This window comes from Streptomyces sp. ITFR-16 (assembly GCF_031844705.1).
Lineage (GTDB): Bacteria > Actinomycetota > Actinomycetes > Streptomycetales > Streptomycetaceae > Streptomyces.
On the sequence record NZ_CP134609.1, the window covers coordinates 7,517,774 to 7,532,522 of the forward strand.

Consider the following 14,749-nt stretch of genomic DNA (forward strand, 5'->3'; position numbering starts at 1 on the left):
TGCCGTCCCAGCAGGCGAACTCCCACCGCTCTCGTGAAGATGAGAGGTGACGTGCGCGTGTGACGGGGCAGGCGAACGGACGACCGTGCAGACCCCCCGAGAAGGGACGAACACTGTGGCACGACCCAGGATTCTCGTTGTCGGAGCCGGTTTCGCCGGGGTCGAGTGCGTGCGCCGTCTGGAGCGAGGGCTCCGTCCCGGTGAAGCGGACATCGCTCTCGTCGCACCGTTCTCGTACCAGCTCTATCTGCCTCTGCTGCCCCAGGTGGCCTCGGGCGTACTGACCCCGCAGTCCGTGGCCGTGTCACTGCGACGGAGCAGCCGGCACCGCACGCGCATCATTCCCGGCGGCGCGATCGGGATCGATCCCAAGGCGAAGATCTGCGTCGTCCGCAAGATCACCGACGAGCTGGTGGACGAGCCGTACGACTACCTCGTACTGAGCCCCGGCAGCGTCACCCGCACCTTCGACATCCCCGGCCTGCTCGACAACGCCCGAGGCATGAAGACACTGGCCGAGGCGGCCTATGTACGCGACCACGTGATCGCGCAGCTCGACCTCGCGGACGCCAGCGACGACGAGGAGGAGCGGGCCTCGCGCCTGCAGTTCGTGGTGGTCGGCGGCGGGTACGCCGGCACCGAGACCGCAGCCTGTCTGCAACGGCTCACCACCAACGCGGTCCGCCACTACCCCCGGCTCGACCCGAAGCTGATCAAGTGGCATCTGATCGACATCGCTCCGAAGCTCATGCCCGAACTGGGCGACAAGCTCGGCACCAGCGCGCTGAAGGTGCTGCGCGACCGGGGGATCGAGGTGTCGCTCGGGGTCTCCGTCGCCGAGGCGGGGCCCGACACCGTCACGTTCACCGACGGCCGGGTGCTGCCCTGCCGGACCCTGATCTGGACGGCGGGGGTGACCGCCAGCCCGCTGGTCACCACGTTCGACGCGGAGACCGTGCGCGGCCGGCTCGCCGTGACCCCCGAGATGACCCTGCCCGGCCACGACGGCATCTTCGCGCTCGGCGACGCGGCCGCCGTGCCCGACCTGGCCAAGGGCGACGGCGCGGTCTGCCCGCCCACCGCACAGCACGCCATGCGCCAGGGCCGCAGGCTCGCCGACAACCTGCTGGCGACCCTGCGCAACCGGCCGATGCAGCCGTACGTCCACAAGGACCTCGGCCTCGTCGTGGACCTGGGCGGCAAGGACGCCGTCTCCAAGCCCCTCGGCATCGAGATGCACGGGATCGCCGCCCAGGCGGTGGCGCGCGGCTACCACTGGTCGGCGCTGCGGACCAATGTGGCCAAGGCGCGGGTGATGACGAACTGGCTGATCAACGCCGCCGCCGGGGACGACTTCGTCCGGACCGGATTCCAGTCCCGCAAGCCGGCGACACTGCGGGACTTCGAGTACACGGACAGCTATCTCACCCCGGAGCAGGTCCGCAAGCACACCGCCGCGCTGCACACCCGGATGTGACGGAGGGCCGGTCAGGCCGAGGGCACCGTGCCGCGCAGCAGACGCAGGAAGGCGGCGTTGTCCGGGGTCTTCCGGATCCGGTCGAGCAGCGTCTGAAGGGACGTCTGCGCGTCCCGGGAGTGCAGGGCCCGGCGCAGCCCGCGCACGGCGGTCAACTCGTCCGCCGGTACGAGGAGTTCGTCGCGGCGGGTGCCGGAGGCGGCGATGTTCACCGCCGGGTGGACGCGCTGCTCGGCCAGGGACCGGTCGAGCCGCAGTTCCATGTTGCCGGTGCCCTTGAGCTCCTCGAAGAAGTACTCGTCGGCCCGGGACCCGGTCTCCACCAGGGCGGTGGCCAGGATGGTCAGCGAGCCGCCCTCCTCGGTGAGACGGGCGGACCCGAACAGGCGCTTGGGACCGAGCAGCGCGGCGGCGTCCACGCCACCGCTGAGGGTGCGTCCGCCGGCCGAGGCGGCGTTGTTGTGGGCCCGGCAGAGCCGGGTGAGCGAGTCCACCAGCATGACGACGTCCCGGCCCTGCTCGACGAGTCGCTTGGCCCGTTCGAGGGCGAGTTCCGCCAGGGCGATGTGCTCCTTGGCGGGCCGGTCGAACGTCGAGGCGTAGACCTCGCCGCGCACCGAGCGCCGCATGTCGGTGACCTCCTCGGGCCGTTCGTCCAGGAGCACCACCATCAGATGGCTCTCGGGGTGGTTCTCGGCGACGGCGGCCGCGATCTGCTGGAGGAGGACCGTCTTGCCGGTCCGGGGCGGGGCCACGATCAGCCCGCGCTGTCCCTTGCCGACCGGGGCGACGAGATCGACGATCCGGGCCGAGGGGCTGCCGGACGGGGTCTCCAGGCGGAGCCGCTGCCGGGGGTGGAGCGGGGTGAGGTCGCGGAAGTGCGGGCGGGCCCGAAGGGCTTGCGGGGCCAGGCCGTTGACGCGCTCGACGGCGCTCAGGGTCCGGCCGCGTTCGCAGAGGCCCTCGACGGCGTCGCCCTTGCGCAGGCCGTGCCGGCGGACGAGTGCCGAGGGGACCTGGACGTCGCCGGGGGCCGGGTGGCCGCCCGCGGAGCGCAGGACGCCGTGCCCCTGCTGCGTGAGGTCGAGGATTCCGGCGGCGGCCACGGGGGCGGGCGGCCGGGTGGTGACGGGGTGCTGAAGTGTGGTGGTCATGCGGGTGGTCCTTTCGCGACATGCGAATGAAGGGGCCCGGCAGAGACGGGGGCGGAGAATTCACGCCCCGGGACGACGGGCAGGAAAATCCGGCGGAAGAGTCCGTACCGGACGGAAGAAGTGAAACGAGAAGCTGGATCGCCGGTCGAAACGACGGGCGCGTCAGCTGAGGAGAACAAACAGATACCGGCGCCTGAATTCCAAGGCGTGCACAAGTACCGCTTGCACCGTACCACGGCATCCGGGGGCCGCGAGCGGCTGTGACGTGGTTAACCCGTTGCGGCGGGGGAGCGGGGGTGCTTTCGTACGGCGCGTCCTTCTCCGTCCTTCCGCACGTTCCCGAGCCCGGAGTCACCTTGCCGATCCGCATCACCGCCCTCACCGACCCCGACCGCGGGGACAACGACTACCGGCTGGCCTGGCTGGCGTCCGACGACACGGGGGCGCCGGTCGGCTCGGCGTTCCTGAGGGTGTTCACGCGGGAGGGCCAGGAACATCTGGCCGAGCTGGACCTCCAGGTGCACCCGGCCGAGCGCCGCGCCGGCACAGGAACCCGGCTCCTCGACGCGGTCGCCGCCGCGGCACGGGAGCACGGCCGGCGCTCGGTCGTCGCCCAGACCGAGGCCGGCTCCCCGGGCGACCACTTCCTGCGGGCCAGGGGGCTGCGCAAGGTCCTCACTCTCACCTACGCCCGGCTGTCACTGGCGGATCTGGACACCGGGGCCCTGGCCGCCGCCGTCGCGCTGCCGCATCCGGGCTACCGCCTGGAGTCCTGGGGACGGCACGGTCCCCGACGCGCTGGCGGCGACCTTCGCCGCCTCGCGCCGGGCCATGGACGACATGCCCATGGACGACACCGACTACGGCACGATGACCTGGGACGTCGACGGGGTCAGGGCGGTGGCGCAGGCCGTCGCGAAGCGCGGGGACCTGCTGCACACCGTGGCCGCCGTCGACGAGGCCGACGGGGCGGTCGTGGGCTTCACCGAAGTGGTCGTGCCGGGCGACGGCCGGGGCGACGGGCAGCACTACGGGACGGGTGTGCTGCCCGGGCACCGAGGCCACGGGCTCGCCCGGTGGATGAAGGCCGCCTCGATCCTGCACGCCCGCGCCCACCACCCAAAGCTGGGCGGACTGCTGGCCGACACCGCCGACAGCAACACCCCCATGCGCGCCGTCAACGACGCGCTCGGCTACCGGCCCACGCACCGCTCGCTGGAGTACCAGCTCGACCTCTAGCCGGCCCGCTCAGGTGCGCGTCTTTGGGCCCCGGAACGCCTCCAGGATCTGCTCGGCCGCCAGCGTCGCCGGCAACGTCCCCTCACGGACCCGCAGTTCGAGCTCCGGCGCCAGCGCCCGCACCCCGGGATGGCTGCGCAGGCTCTCGAGCAGCTCGTCCTTCACCATGGTCCAGGTCCAGTCGACCTGCTGGTCACGGCGCTTGGCCGCGAGCCGGCCGGTCGACTCGAGCAGCGCCCGGTGCTGTTCCAGCCGCTCCCACAGGGTGTCCAGACCGGTCGACTCACGGGCGCTGCACGTGAGCACCGGCGGCGTCCACGCGGCGTCGGCCGGATGCATCAGCCGCAGCGCGCCCGCCAGTTCACGCGCGGCGGAGCGCGCGTCCCGCTCGTGCGGGCCGTCGGCCTTGTTCACCGCGATGGCGTCCGCCAGCTCCAGCACACCCTTCTTGATGCCCTGGAGCTGGTCGCCGGTGCGGGCCAGCGTCAGCAGCAGGAAGGTGTCGACCATGTTGGCGACCGCCGTCTCCGACTGGCCGACGCCGACCGTCTCCACCAGCACCACGTCGTACCCCGCCGCCTCCATCACCACGACGGACTCCCGGGTCGCCTTGGCCACCCCGCCCAGGGTGCCGGCGGTGGGGGAGGGGCGCACGAAGGCGGCCGGGTCCACCGCGAGCCGCTCCATCCTGGTCTTGTCGCCCAGGATGGAGCCGCCGGTGCGGCTGGAGGACGGGTCAACGGCCAGGACCGCGACCCGGTGCCCGAGCCCGGTGAGCATGGTGCCGAGCGCGTCGATGAACGTGGACTTGCCGACCCCGGGCACCCCGCTGATGCCGATGCGCCGGGCGCTGCCCGAGTGCGGCAGCAGTTCGCGCAGCAACTGCTGGGCGAGCGCCCGGTGGTCGGGCCGGGTGGACTCGACGAGGGTGATCGCACGCGCGATGTACGCGCGCTTCCCGTCGAGCACCCCCTTCACATAACTGTCGAGATCGATCCTCGCGGCCATGGGTCAGCGGCTCACAGCTCGTGACCGAGCGAGGCGCCGAGGCGCGTCACCAGATCGTGGGCCGCGTCCGGGATCACCGTCCCGGGCGGGAACACGGCCGCCGCCCCCGCCTCGTGCAGCGCCTCGATGTCCTGCGGCGGGATCACCCCGCCCACCACGATCATGATGTCCTCACGTCCCTCGGCGGCCAGCTCCTCGCGGAGCGCCGGTACGAGCGTGAGGTGGCCGGCGGCCAGCGACGAGACGCCCACGATGTGCACGTCCGCCTCGACCGCCTGCCGGGCGACCTCGCCCGGCGTCTGGAACAGCGGGCCGACGTCCACGTCGAAACCCAGGTCGGCGAAGGCGGTCGCGATCACCTTCTGCCCGCGGTCGTGCCCGTCCTGGCCCATCTTGGCGACCAGGATGCGCGGCCGCCGTCCCTCCGCCTCCTCGAACGCGTCGACCAGCGCGCGGGTACGGTCCACGGACGGCGACTCCCCTGCCTCGTTGCGGTACACACCGGAGATCGTACGGATCTGGCCCGCGTGCCGTCCGTACACCTTCTCCAGCGCGTCCGAGATCTCGCCCACCGTCGCCATCGCCCGCGCCGCGTCCACGGCCAGGGCCAGCAGATTGCCGTCCAGGCCCGGACCCGGGTCGCGCTCGGCGGCGGCCGTCAGCGCCCGCAGCGCGTCCTGGCACGCCTGCTCGTCGCGCTCCTCGCGCAGCCGGCGCAGCTTCTCGATCTGCTGGGTGCGCACCGAGGAGTTGTCGACCTTGAGCACATCGATCTTCTCGTCGGTCTCGACGCGGTACTTGTTGACGCCGATGACGGGCTGGCGCCCCGAGTCGATGCGCGCCTGGGTACGGGCGGCCGCCTCCTCGATACGGAGCTTCGGGATGCCCGCGTCGATGGCCTTGGCCATGCCGCCCGCCGCCTCGACCTCCTCGATGTGCTGCCAGGCCCGCCGCGCCAGGTCATGGGTCAGCTTCTCCACGTACGCGCTGCCGCCCCACGGGTCGATCACGCGCCCGGTGCCGGACTCCTGCTGCAGCAGCAGCTGGGTGTTGCGGGCGATGCGCGCCGAGAAGTCCGTCGGCAGGGCCAGCGCCTCGTCCAGGGCGTTGGTGTGCAGCGACTGGGTGTGCCCCTGTGTCGCGGCCATCGCCTCCACACAGGTGCGCGTGACGTTGTTGAACACGTCCTGCGCGGTCAGCGACCAGCCGGAGGTCTGCGAATGGGTGCGCAGCGAGAGGGACTTGGCGTTCTTCGGCCCGAACTCCTTGACCAGCTTGGCCCAGAGCAGCCGGGCCGCGCGCAGCTTCGCGATCTCCATGAAGAAGTTCATGCCGATCGCCCAGAAGAACGACAGCCGGGGCGCGAAGGCGTCGACGTCGAGCCCGGCGTCGCGGCCGGCCCGCAGATACTCCACCCCGTCGGCCAGGGTGTACGCCAGCTCCAGATCGGCCGTCGCCCCGGCCTCCTGGATGTGGTAGCCGGAGATGGAGATCGAGTTGTAGCGCGGCATCTTCTGCGAGGTGTACGCGAAGATGTCGGAGATGATCCGCATCGAGGGCTTCGGCGGATAGATGTAGGTGTTGCGGACCATGAACTCCTTCAGAATGTCGTTCTGAATGGTCCCGGCCAACTTCTCGGGCGGTACGCCCTGCTCCTCGGCGGCCACGATGTACAGCGCCAGCACGGGGAGCACCGCGCCGTTCATCGTCATCGACACCGACATCCTGTCCAGCGGGATGCCGTCGAAGAGCTGGCGCATGTCGTAGATCGAGTCGATCGCCACCCCGGCCATGCCGACGTCGCCGGTCACCCGGGGGTGGTCGCTGTCGTAGCCGCGGTGGGTCGGCAGGTCGAAGGCGACCGAGAGGCCCTTCTGCCCGGCCGCGAGGTTGCGGCGGTAGAAGGCGTTGGACTCCTCGGCGGTGGAGAAACCCGCGTACTGCCTGATCGTCCAGGGCTGGTTGACGTACATCGTCGGGTACGGACCGCGCAGATACGGCGCCACACCCGGGTACGTACCCAGGAAGTCCAGTCCCTCCAGGTCGTGGCCGGTGTACAGCGGCTTGACCGCGATGCCTTCCGGGGTCTCCCAGAGCAGGTCGCCGTCGGAGCTGCCGGAGGACTCCTTGACCGCGGCACGCCACTGGTCCTCGGTCACATCGGCGCCTTCGCCCGGACCGAGCTCGATGTCGGAGAAGTCGGGGATCCGCATTACGCCACACCCATACGGTCGAGAAGGGAAGAGAGCACGGCCACCACGTCGCAGCCGGCGAAGACGTACTCGTCGACACCCGGGTACGTACCGGGCCGGCCCGCCAGATACACCCGCCGCGCACCGGCCGCGACGAGCGCCCCGGCCACCTCGGCAGCCTGTTCCGCGTAGAGCGCGTCGCTGGAGCACAGGCACGCCGCATCCGCGCCCGAGGCCGCGAAGGCCTCGGCGGCCGACGCCGCGTCCACCTGGACCGGCTCGTGGACGGGTTCGACGCCGCCCGCCTGGAAGAGGTTCGCGGCGAACGAGGCCCGCGCGGTGTGCGCCGCGGCCGGACCGAGCGCCGCGAGGAACACCCGCGGCCGTCCGCCGGTCGCCGCCAGATGGGCGTCCGAACGCGCCCGCAGCGCCTCGAACGCCTCGTCGCGCCGGACCACGGGAAGACCGCCCGGAGCGGGGGCCGACGGCACGGGCTCGCGCTCCACCGCCCGCTCGGCCAGCTGCGGGAACTCGCTCACCCCGGTGATCGGCTCCTTGCGGCGCGCCAGGTCCTTGCTGCGCGCCGCCCAGGTCGCCGCGATCCGCTCCGCGACCAGCCCCGAGTCCAGCGCCGCCGCCTGGCCGCCGGCCCGCTCGATCTCCTGGAAGAACGCCCAGGCAGCGCCGGCGAGGTCGTCGGTGAGCCGCTCCACGTACCAGGAGCCGCCCGCCGGGTCGATCACCCGGGCCAGATGCGATTCCTCCAGCAGGATCGTCGAGGTGTTCCGGGCGATGCGCCGGGCGAACGCGTCGGGCAGGCCCAGCGCATGGTCGAACGGCAGCACGGTCACCGCGTCCGCGCCGCCGACGCCCGCGCCCAGACCGGCCAGGGTGGTCCGCAGCATGTTCACCCACGGATCGCGCCGGGTCATCATCACCGGGGACGTCACCGCGTGCTGACGCTGTGCCCCCGCCTGGGGAGCCCCGCAGACCTCGGCGACCCGCGCCCACAGCCGGCGTGCCGCCCGCAGCTTGGCGATCGTCAGGAACTGGTCGGCCGTGGCCGCGTAGCGGAACTCCAGCTGGGCGCAGGCCTCTTCGACGCCGAGACCGGCCTCGGTCAGCGCCCGCAGGTAGGCGACGCCGGTGGCCAGCGAGGTGCCGAGCTCCTCGGCTGCCGAAGCGCCCGCCTCGTGGTACGGCAGCGCGTCCACGACCATCGCCCGCAGCCCCGGATATCCGGCCGCGCAGCGCCGCGCCCAGCGGACCGCGTCCGTCAGCTCCGGCGCGGTGCCGGTGCGCGCGGCCCGCCCCAGCGGGTCGGCGCCGAGGTTGCCCCGCACCTGGTCGGCCGCCACGCCGCGTTCCGTGTACAGCCGGAGCAACTCGGTTGCGGCGGCGTCGAGTTCGTCCCCCGCGTCGATGACGACGGGCGCCAGGTCGAGGAAGACGCCGTCCAGCGCCCGTGCGAGACCGGAGACCGGCACACCACCGGTGCCGCCCACGGTCAGCCACAACGAGGTGACACCGTTCTCCAGATCCGCGAGCACGGCCTCGTTGAGCCGTACGGGATCCGTCGAGGTGTGCCGCTGCCGTACGCCCCAGCCGCCCGCCGTACACCCCTCGGGCCTGCTGCCTCGGGTGAAGGGCGCGAAGCCCGGGAGACCGGGGTCGGGCGCGTCGTCGCGCCGGGTGTAGAGGGGGCGCGTGATGAGCCCGTCCTCGACCGTGGTGGACAGTGCTTCCTCGGCGGCCGAACCCGAGACGTCCTTGCCCGACTTGCGCAGCACACCTTCGACGAGGCTCTGCCACTGCTCGTGGGCGGGGTCAGGGAATTCGGCGGCCAACGAAAACCCGTCAGCAGGCTGGACCGTCATGCCCAGATGCTAGGACAGCACCCGGACGAGCAGCAGAGGACCGGCCTGTGACCTTGCCCTCTCCCAGCGCGCTTGATCCTTTACGTACTGTCGCGTAACCGCCGGTCCGGTGACGGGCGGTCCGGCCGTCCGGCCGTGCGGCACAAGGGCTCTACGGTTTCTGTGTATGTGCCATAGTGCAGTACCAAATGCCCGAAGTTATGCTGCTGGCAATCCATTCATCCGGAGAGGACACGCCCGTGGCTGTGGGACCAGTGGAGTACCTCGTCGTCGCGTTTCCGGGCAGCCGGTTCACCGGGGTCATCGCGCCGGCGCTCGCCGACGCGGTCGCGTCCAAGGCCGTGCGCATCATCGATCTGGCCTTCGTGCACCGGGCCGAGGACGGCGCGATCGAGACCGTGGAGCTGGAGGACCTCGACCCGGACGAGCTGGTCTCCTTCGAACGTGTCGAGGGCGAGGTCACCGGACTGCTCAACAGCGAGGACATCCGCACCCTCGGCGAGAGGGTGCCGGCGGGCAGCTCGGCGGCGCTGATCGTGTGGGAGGACCTCTGGGCGGTCCCGCTGACGGCGGCCGTCCGCGCGTCGGGCGGCCAGGTCATCGCCCATGAACGGATTCCCGCCGAGGTCGCGGAGGCCGCGGTCTCCGCGTCCGGCTCCGCCCGCTGACAGCGCACCGCACCGGAAGGGCGTAGGAACATGCCGATCTTTCGAGGACCCGGAATGAACCGCCGAGGCCCCGGCCTGCTCGGGGCGGCGGCGCGCACGGCCGTCGTCGCGGGTACCGCGTCCGCGGTCAGTGGCCGCGTCCAGCAGCGCCGGCAGACGAGGTTCGCCGAGCAGGACGCCCAGCAGCAGGCCGCCCCGCCGCAGGCCGTCGCGCCGGAGGACGACCTGATCGGCCAGCTGGAGCGGCTCGCCGAGCTGAAGAAGCAGGGCATCCTCACCGATGCCGAATTCCAGGCCCAGAAAACCCGTCTCCTGGCGGAGTGAGGGCGGCGGGGGACGCTCCCGAGCCGCCCCTGCGCACGGTCCGATGATCTACGGCGTTTTACTTTGTCGATTTCCCGACATCATGCGACTTTTGATCCGGCCAAGCCGAAATCAATTCGGATACGTGTCGGGAAAAGAGGAAGTTCATCGTGCACACCGTCAGGGCCGTCCCGGCAGTCTCCGTTCTCAATCTGCGCGATCTGGGGGGCATCGCCCTGGGCCCCGGCCGGCGGGTCCGGCCGGGTGCGGTGCTGCGCTCCGGCCAGCTCAGCGGGACCGGCCCGGTGGACGACGCCACCCTGGCCGCACTCGGCATCCGTACCGTCGTCGATCTGCGGACCGCGGACGAGCGCGCGACGGCGCCCGACCGGCTGCCGCCCGGCGCCCGGCTGTTCGTCGCCGACGTCCTCGGGGACGACCCGGGGGTGGTGCCCGCCCGGCTCCGGGCGCTGCTCGCGGACCCGGTCGAGGCGGAGCGGCTGCTCGGGGGCGGGAAGGCCGAGGAGATCTTCGCGCAGACGTACCGGCGGATGGTGCTCTCGCCGCGCGCCGCCGCCGCGTACCGCGCCTTCGTCGACACGGTCGCCGAGGCCGCCGCTCGTCCGGTGCTCTTCCACTGCACGGCGGGCAAGGACCGCACGGGCTGGGCGACGACGCTGCTGCTTCTGCTCCTCGGCGCCTCGCGGGACGTCGTGCGGACGGAGTTCCTCTCGGTGAACCCGGTGGTGCGGGTCGCCTACCGGCCGTTCGTGCAGGGGTTCCTCGACGCGGGCGGCGACCCGGAGATCGCGTCCGCGATCATCGAGGTCCGCGCCCGCTACCTGGACACGGCGCTCGACGCCATGGACGAGCGGTGGGGCGGTCTCGAGGGGTATGTGCGCGACGGGCTGCGCGTCCCGGTGCGCACGCTGCGGCGGCTGCGCGCCGAACTGGTCGTCCACACCCGCTGAACCGTTTCGGCACAGGCCCTCGCGTCACGGACCTCACCGGCACGGACCTCTGCCCCGGCCGATATCGGCCGGGGCAGAGGTCCGTGCGACGGGGACGGGGTGCGGCGCGGGCGGTGGGGCCCTCACACCTTCAGGAGCCGCTCGGTGATGTCGCGGTAGTGCTGGAGCGTGATGCGCAGCTCCTCGGTCCGTGCCCCGGGCTCCGTGTCCTGCCCGGCGGAGGTGCGCAGGGTGCGCCGGTGCTCGTCGAGTGCGTGGGTGAGGCCCTCCACGACCGCCTCGAAGGTGGACTCGGCCTCCTCGACCGCCCGCTGCGGGCTCTCGACGAAGTCGGTCACCGCCTGCTGGAGGCGGAGGGCGAACTTGTCGTGGTCGCCGGTCGGCAGGAGCGTGCCCGTGGCGCCGGACGGGGTGTCCGGGCCCGGGGCGGCCGGGGCCTTCGACGGCCGGGCCGGGGCCTTCGCCGGCGGGGCGGGGGTCTCGTGCGAGGTGTGCGTCCGGTCCGCTGTGCCGTCCGGGGCCGCGGCGGTGCCGGGGGCCGTGTCCGGGGCGAGCGGGCGGCTCCTGGCCGGTCCGCCGGCGGCGGGGGTCGACAGGGGGGCCGGTGTGGTGCGATCGGCGTCGTTCGTCATGCCTTGCCACTTCCTTCCACGGGGTGGGGCTGTCGGCGGGCGGGGGCGTCCACGCCGTTCGACACCAGGACGTCGAAGAGGCCGCGGGCCTCGATCAGGGCCTCCCGCATCTCCTCCGTGCCGCCCTCGCCCCGTTTGGCGGCGTGGACCCGGCGGTAGCCGTTGACCTGCTCGGCGTGATGGACGGAGAGCGCGGCGCTCTGTTCACCGAAGTCGTCGCCGTCGGGGAAGCCCAGGTCGTGCGCCAGCTCCGCGAGGAGGGCGTCGGCCTCGGCGACCGCCTGCTGCGGCGCGTCGACGAAGCGGCCCTGGATCCGCGTCCAGCGGTCGGTGTACTCCGCGCGGGCCTCGGCCGACAGCGGCCGCTCGTCCAGCGAACGGTGGCGCTTCAGCAGCTCGTTCAGCTCGTGTTCGGCGGCCTTGGTGTCGCCGTCGTGACGGGCGACGGCGCGGTCGTACTCGGGGCCGAAGCGGCGTCGCAGCCCGCGTCCGCCCGACGGCCGGGCGAAGGCGAGGAAGAGGCCGAGGGCCACCACCAGAACGACGGCGACGATGATCGCGACGGTCGTCATGGTCACCACCCCCGCCGGTCATCGGTCCGCAGGTCGCTGTGTTCCACTCCCACCATCCCTTTCGGTCCGTGCCCGGCATCCTGTCGGCCGGGCGTGCTGCTCGTGTACCCCTGCACGCGCGTTCGACGCACCCCGCTCTTCCGGGCGGCCCGCCCCAAGGGGCCCCGGAGGGCGCCTCGGTAGGGTGGAAGGACGGCAGCACAGCTCTCCGAGAGGGGCATCACGGTGACCGAGCGCAAGCCCGCGGGTGTCAGCTTCGAGTCGTGGGTCGACAAGCAGATCCGGGAGTCCGAACAGCGGGGCGACTTCTCCCGGCTGCCGGGGTTCGGCAAGCCGCTCGACGGGCTGGACCGCCCGTACGACGAGACGTGGTGGATCAAGGCGAAGATGCAGCGCGAGGGCGTGTCGGTGCTCCCGCCCGCGCTGGCCCTGCGCAAGGAGGCCGAGGACGTCCTCGCCGCCCTGCCCGGGATCCGGACGGAGGCCGAGGTGCGCCGCCTGCTGACCGAGGTCAACGAGAAGATCGCCGAGGCCGTCCGACGGCCGCCGCCGGGACCGCTCCTGAACCTCGGGCCGTTCGACGTCGAGGCCCGGGTGCGGGAGTGGCGCGAGGCGCGCTCCTCGTCCTGACGGCGCGCCCGCCCGCAGGCGGATGCGTAATACTCGCTGCATGAGAGCGAGCGTTACGTCCACGCGGGGCCGGGCTCCCCGCCGCGGAGTGCGGATCAGGCGGGCGACGGCCCGGGACGCCAAGCGGCTCACCCGCCTGGTCCGGTCCTCGCGCGCCTATGAGGGGCCGTACGCGCCGATGGTCGACGGCTACCGGGTCGGGCCGGACTACATCGAGGCGCACCGGGTCTTCGCGGCGGTCGAGGAGGAGAGCGAGCGGCTGCTCGGCTTCTACGCGCTGATCCTGGATCCGCCCGAGCTCGACCTCATGTTCGTCGCCGACGACGCCCAGGGCGCGGGGATCGGGCGGCTGCTCGTCGGCCACCTCCGGGAGGAGGCCCGCTCCGGCGGCCTCACCGGCGTGCGCATCGTGTCGCACCCGCCGTCGGAGGGGTTCTACCGCAGTGTGGGCGCCGAGCGGACCGGCACCGTACGCGCCGCGCCGCCGGCGGTGATGTGGGACCGCCCGGAACTGCTGCTCGACGTCGCCTGACGGGGGGAGGGGCCCGGCCGGATGATCCGGCCGGGCCCCTCCCGTATGCGCCGCTACGCGGCGAAGCCGCCGTACGGGCGGGTGATGATCTCCATGGCGTGACCGGCGGGGTCGAGGAAGTACACGCCCCGGCCGCCGTCGTTGTGGTTGATCTCGCCCGGGTGCTCGCGGCGGGGATCGGCCCAGTACGTGATGCCCAGCTCGCGGATGCGGGCGAACGCCGTGTCGAACTCGCCTTCCGAGACGAGGAACGCGTAGTGCTGGAGTGCGATCGTTTCGGCGGGGACGGTGGCGAAGTCCAGGGTGACCCCGTTCGCCGTGGTGACCGCGATGAACGGGCCCCACTCCGCGCCGATCTCCAGCCCCAGGATGCTGGTCAGGAACTCGGCGGACTCCCGGTTGTCCCGGGCGTGGATGATGGTGTGATTCAACTCGACTGACACTGTGGAATGCCTCCAACGGGCATCTCACGGGCACCTCCACGCCTCACCCGGCCGGTGACCGGCGCGCGATGCCGTACCCAAGATCCTATGCGCGCCCCGCCCGGACCGTCGAGGTTCTTCGGCGCACCGCTCACTCCGGCCCGGAGGCCGGGGCGTGGTAGACGTCCGTGAGGGTGAACAGCCCGCCGTCCGGGTCGATGAGCGTCGCCTCGCGCCCCTCGGGGCGGGTCAGCTCCTCGACGAGCGAACCGCCGTGCTTCCGTGCCGTCTCGACCGAGGCGGTCACGTCGGCCACCGGGAAGTTGACCTGCCAGTGCGGGCGCACCAGCGGATCGGGGGCCGCCTCGACCGCGCCGGAACTGATCCGGGCCAGCTGACGCCCGCCGCACTGCACGAGGACCTCGTCCTTCTCGTACGACACCTCGCACGCGCCGGGCAGACCGGTCGCCCAGTCCAGGACCCCGCCGTAGAAGATCGCCGCGTCGAAGGCGTTCCGGGTGCGCAGCCGCAGCCAGGCGTGCGCATGGCCGTCCGGTGCGGGCGGCGAGGTCGCCGGCTCGGTCCGCTCCCAGATGCCGAACCCCGCGCCGTCGCGGTCGGCGGCCAGCGCCCCGCGCCCCTTGCCCAGGGCCAGGGGGCCGACCGCCACGGTGCCGCTGCGCTCGCGGATCCGGGAGGCGGCCACATCGGCGTCCGGGACGGCGAAGTAGGGCGTCCAGGCCACGGCCACGCGAAAGGCTGTGGCCACCGCGCCGATGCCCGCGACCGGTACGTCTCCGCGGCGCGCGACCGAGAACTCCTGGCCGAGCCGGCCGGGGCGGAAGGTCCAGCCCATCACGGGGCCGTAGAACGCCTGGGCGGACTCCAGGTCCAGGGTCATGAGATTGACCCAGCACGGCGCCGCGGCCCCGGTGAGGGCCGCGGGCGCGGGCGCCGTGCCAGAGGTGCTTCCGGTCATGGTCCTACTGCCTTCATGGGGGGTGCGGCAGATGTGCCGGCGGCCTTCGCGGCCCTCACCAGCCTCACCGGGGGCGGCCGCTCCCGCAACACG

General features: G+C 72.5%; 14 protein-coding genes and 1 pseudogene. 7 read left to right on the forward strand and 8 right to left on the reverse strand.

Annotation, left to right across the window (positions count from 1 at the left end):
* Window positions 1–115 precede the first annotated feature (115 nt).
* Window positions 116–1,477 carry an NAD(P)/FAD-dependent oxidoreductase gene (locus RLT58_RS33225; protein WP_311314061.1) on the forward strand — a complete coding sequence of 454 codons (1,362 nt, stop codon included), beginning with the start codon at window positions 116–118 and terminating at the stop codon, window positions 1,475–1,477.
* Window positions 1,478–1,488: 11 nt separating this feature from the next.
* Here RLT58_RS33225 and rho read toward each other — a convergent pair whose 3' ends face one another.
* Window positions 1,489–2,631, reverse strand: a complete 1,143-nt coding sequence (rho, locus tag RLT58_RS33230; RefSeq protein ID WP_311314062.1) for a transcription termination factor Rho — start codon at window positions 2,629–2,631, stop codon at window positions 1,489–1,491.
* A 356-nt stretch (window positions 2,632–2,987) separates the two neighbouring features.
* On the opposite strand from rho, the pseudogene RLT58_RS33235 reads away from it, so the two are divergent.
* Window positions 2,988–3,870, forward strand: a pseudogene (locus RLT58_RS33235) (GNAT family N-acetyltransferase).
* 9 nt (window positions 3,871–3,879) lie between these two features.
* Here RLT58_RS33235 and meaB read toward each other — a convergent pair.
* Genes meaB through mutA form a run of 3 tightly spaced genes read right to left on the reverse strand, consistent with a single transcriptional unit; the run spans window position 3,880 to window position 8,947 of the window.
* Window positions 3,880–4,878, reverse strand: a complete 999-nt coding sequence (gene meaB, locus RLT58_RS33240) for a methylmalonyl Co-A mutase-associated GTPase MeaB (protein WP_311314063.1) — start codon at window positions 4,876–4,878, stop codon at window positions 3,880–3,882.
* Window positions 4,879–4,889: 11 nt separating this feature from the next.
* Window positions 4,890–7,091: a methylmalonyl-CoA mutase gene (gene scpA / locus RLT58_RS33245; RefSeq protein WP_311314064.1), complete on the reverse strand. Its 2,202-nt coding sequence runs from the start codon at window positions 7,089–7,091 to the stop codon at window positions 4,890–4,892.
* Window positions 7,091–8,947, reverse strand: a complete 1,857-nt coding sequence (gene mutA, locus RLT58_RS33250; protein ID WP_311314065.1) for a methylmalonyl-CoA mutase small subunit — start codon at window positions 8,945–8,947, stop codon at window positions 7,091–7,093. The genes scpA and mutA overlap by 1 nt, the downstream gene beginning before the upstream one ends.
* A 239-nt stretch (window positions 8,948–9,186) precedes the next feature.
* On the opposite strand from mutA, the gene RLT58_RS33255 reads away from it, so the two are divergent.
* The 3 genes from RLT58_RS33255 (at window position 9,187) to RLT58_RS33265 (ending at window position 10,889) form a co-directional block, all read left to right on the forward strand.
* Window positions 9,187–9,615, forward strand: coding sequence for a DUF6325 family protein (locus tag RLT58_RS33255; protein WP_311314066.1), 429 nt, complete (start codon window positions 9,187–9,189; stop codon window positions 9,613–9,615).
* A 54-nt stretch (window positions 9,616–9,669) separates the two neighbouring features.
* Window positions 9,670–9,939 carry an SHOCT domain-containing protein gene (locus RLT58_RS33260; protein ID WP_311314067.1) on the forward strand — a complete coding sequence of 90 codons (270 nt, stop codon included), beginning with the start codon at window positions 9,670–9,672 and terminating at the stop codon, window positions 9,937–9,939.
* 149 nt (window positions 9,940–10,088) lie between these two features.
* Entirely contained in the window at window positions 10,089–10,889 is an 801-nt protein-coding gene (locus tag RLT58_RS33265; RefSeq protein ID WP_311314068.1) for a tyrosine-protein phosphatase, read from the forward strand.
* A 122-nt stretch (window positions 10,890–11,011) separates the two neighbouring features.
* Here RLT58_RS33265 and RLT58_RS33270 read toward each other — a convergent pair whose 3' ends face one another.
* Together RLT58_RS33270 and RLT58_RS33275 are read right to left on the reverse strand one after the other, a co-directional pair.
* On the reverse strand, window positions 11,012–11,521 hold the full coding sequence (locus tag RLT58_RS33270) for a hypothetical protein (RefSeq protein WP_311314069.1): 510 nt from the start codon (window positions 11,519–11,521) through the stop codon (window positions 11,012–11,014).
* Window positions 11,518–12,093 (reverse strand): hypothetical protein, encoded by a 576-nt coding sequence (locus RLT58_RS33275; RefSeq protein WP_311314070.1) that lies wholly within the window; start codon window positions 12,091–12,093, stop codon window positions 11,518–11,520. The genes RLT58_RS33270 and RLT58_RS33275 overlap by 4 nt, the downstream gene beginning before the upstream one ends.
* 225 nt (window positions 12,094–12,318) lie before the next feature.
* On the opposite strand from RLT58_RS33275, the gene RLT58_RS33280 reads away from it, so the two are divergent.
* Window positions 12,319–12,723, forward strand: coding sequence for a DnaJ family domain-containing protein (locus RLT58_RS33280; protein ID WP_311314071.1), 405 nt, complete (start codon window positions 12,319–12,321; stop codon window positions 12,721–12,723).
* A 40-nt stretch (window positions 12,724–12,763) separates the two neighbouring features.
* Window positions 12,764–13,255 (forward strand): GNAT family N-acetyltransferase, encoded by a 492-nt coding sequence (locus RLT58_RS33285; RefSeq protein WP_311314072.1) that lies wholly within the window; start codon window positions 12,764–12,766, stop codon window positions 13,253–13,255.
* A gap of 53 nt (window positions 13,256–13,308) precedes the next feature.
* On the opposite strand, the gene RLT58_RS33290 is transcribed toward RLT58_RS33285, so the two are convergent.
* Entirely contained in the window at window positions 13,309–13,698 is a 390-nt protein-coding gene (locus RLT58_RS33290) for a VOC family protein (RefSeq protein WP_311314073.1), read from the reverse strand.
* Between the two features lie 130 nt (window positions 13,699–13,828).
* Window positions 13,829–14,656 (reverse strand): VOC family protein, encoded by an 828-nt coding sequence (locus tag RLT58_RS33295; RefSeq protein ID WP_311314074.1) that lies wholly within the window; start codon window positions 14,654–14,656, stop codon window positions 13,829–13,831.
* Window positions 14,657–14,749 lie beyond the last annotated feature (93 nt).

Coding starts and splice junctions, on each gene's coding strand:
- scpA (WP_311314064.1), bottom strand. CDS start 7,091: ATGCGGATCCCCGACTTCTCCGACATCGAGCTCGGTCCGGGCGAAGGC.
- meaB (WP_311314063.1), bottom strand. CDS start 4,878: ATGGCCGCGAGGATCGATCTCGACAGTTATGTGAAGGGGGTGCTCGAC.
- RLT58_RS33285 (WP_311314072.1), top strand. CDS start 12,764: ATGAGAGCGAGCGTTACGTCCACGCGGGGCCGGGCTCCCCGCCGCGGA.
- RLT58_RS33270 (WP_311314069.1), bottom strand. CDS start 11,521: ATGACGAACGACGCCGATCGCACCACACCGGCCCCCCTGTCGACCCCC.
- rho (WP_311314062.1), bottom strand. CDS start 2,631: ATGACCACCACACTTCAGCACCCCGTCACCACCCGGCCGCCCGCCCCC.
- RLT58_RS33295 (WP_311314074.1), bottom strand. CDS start 14,656: ATGACCGGAAGCACCTCTGGCACGGCGCCCGCGCCCGCGGCCCTCACC.
- RLT58_RS33275 (WP_311314070.1), bottom strand. CDS start 12,093: ATGACGACCGTCGCGATCATCGTCGCCGTCGTTCTGGTGGTGGCCCTC.
- mutA (WP_311314065.1), bottom strand. CDS start 8,947: ATGACGGTCCAGCCTGCTGACGGGTTTTCGTTGGCCGCCGAATTCCCT.
- RLT58_RS33260 (WP_311314067.1), top strand. CDS start 9,670: ATGAACCGCCGAGGCCCCGGCCTGCTCGGGGCGGCGGCGCGCACGGCC.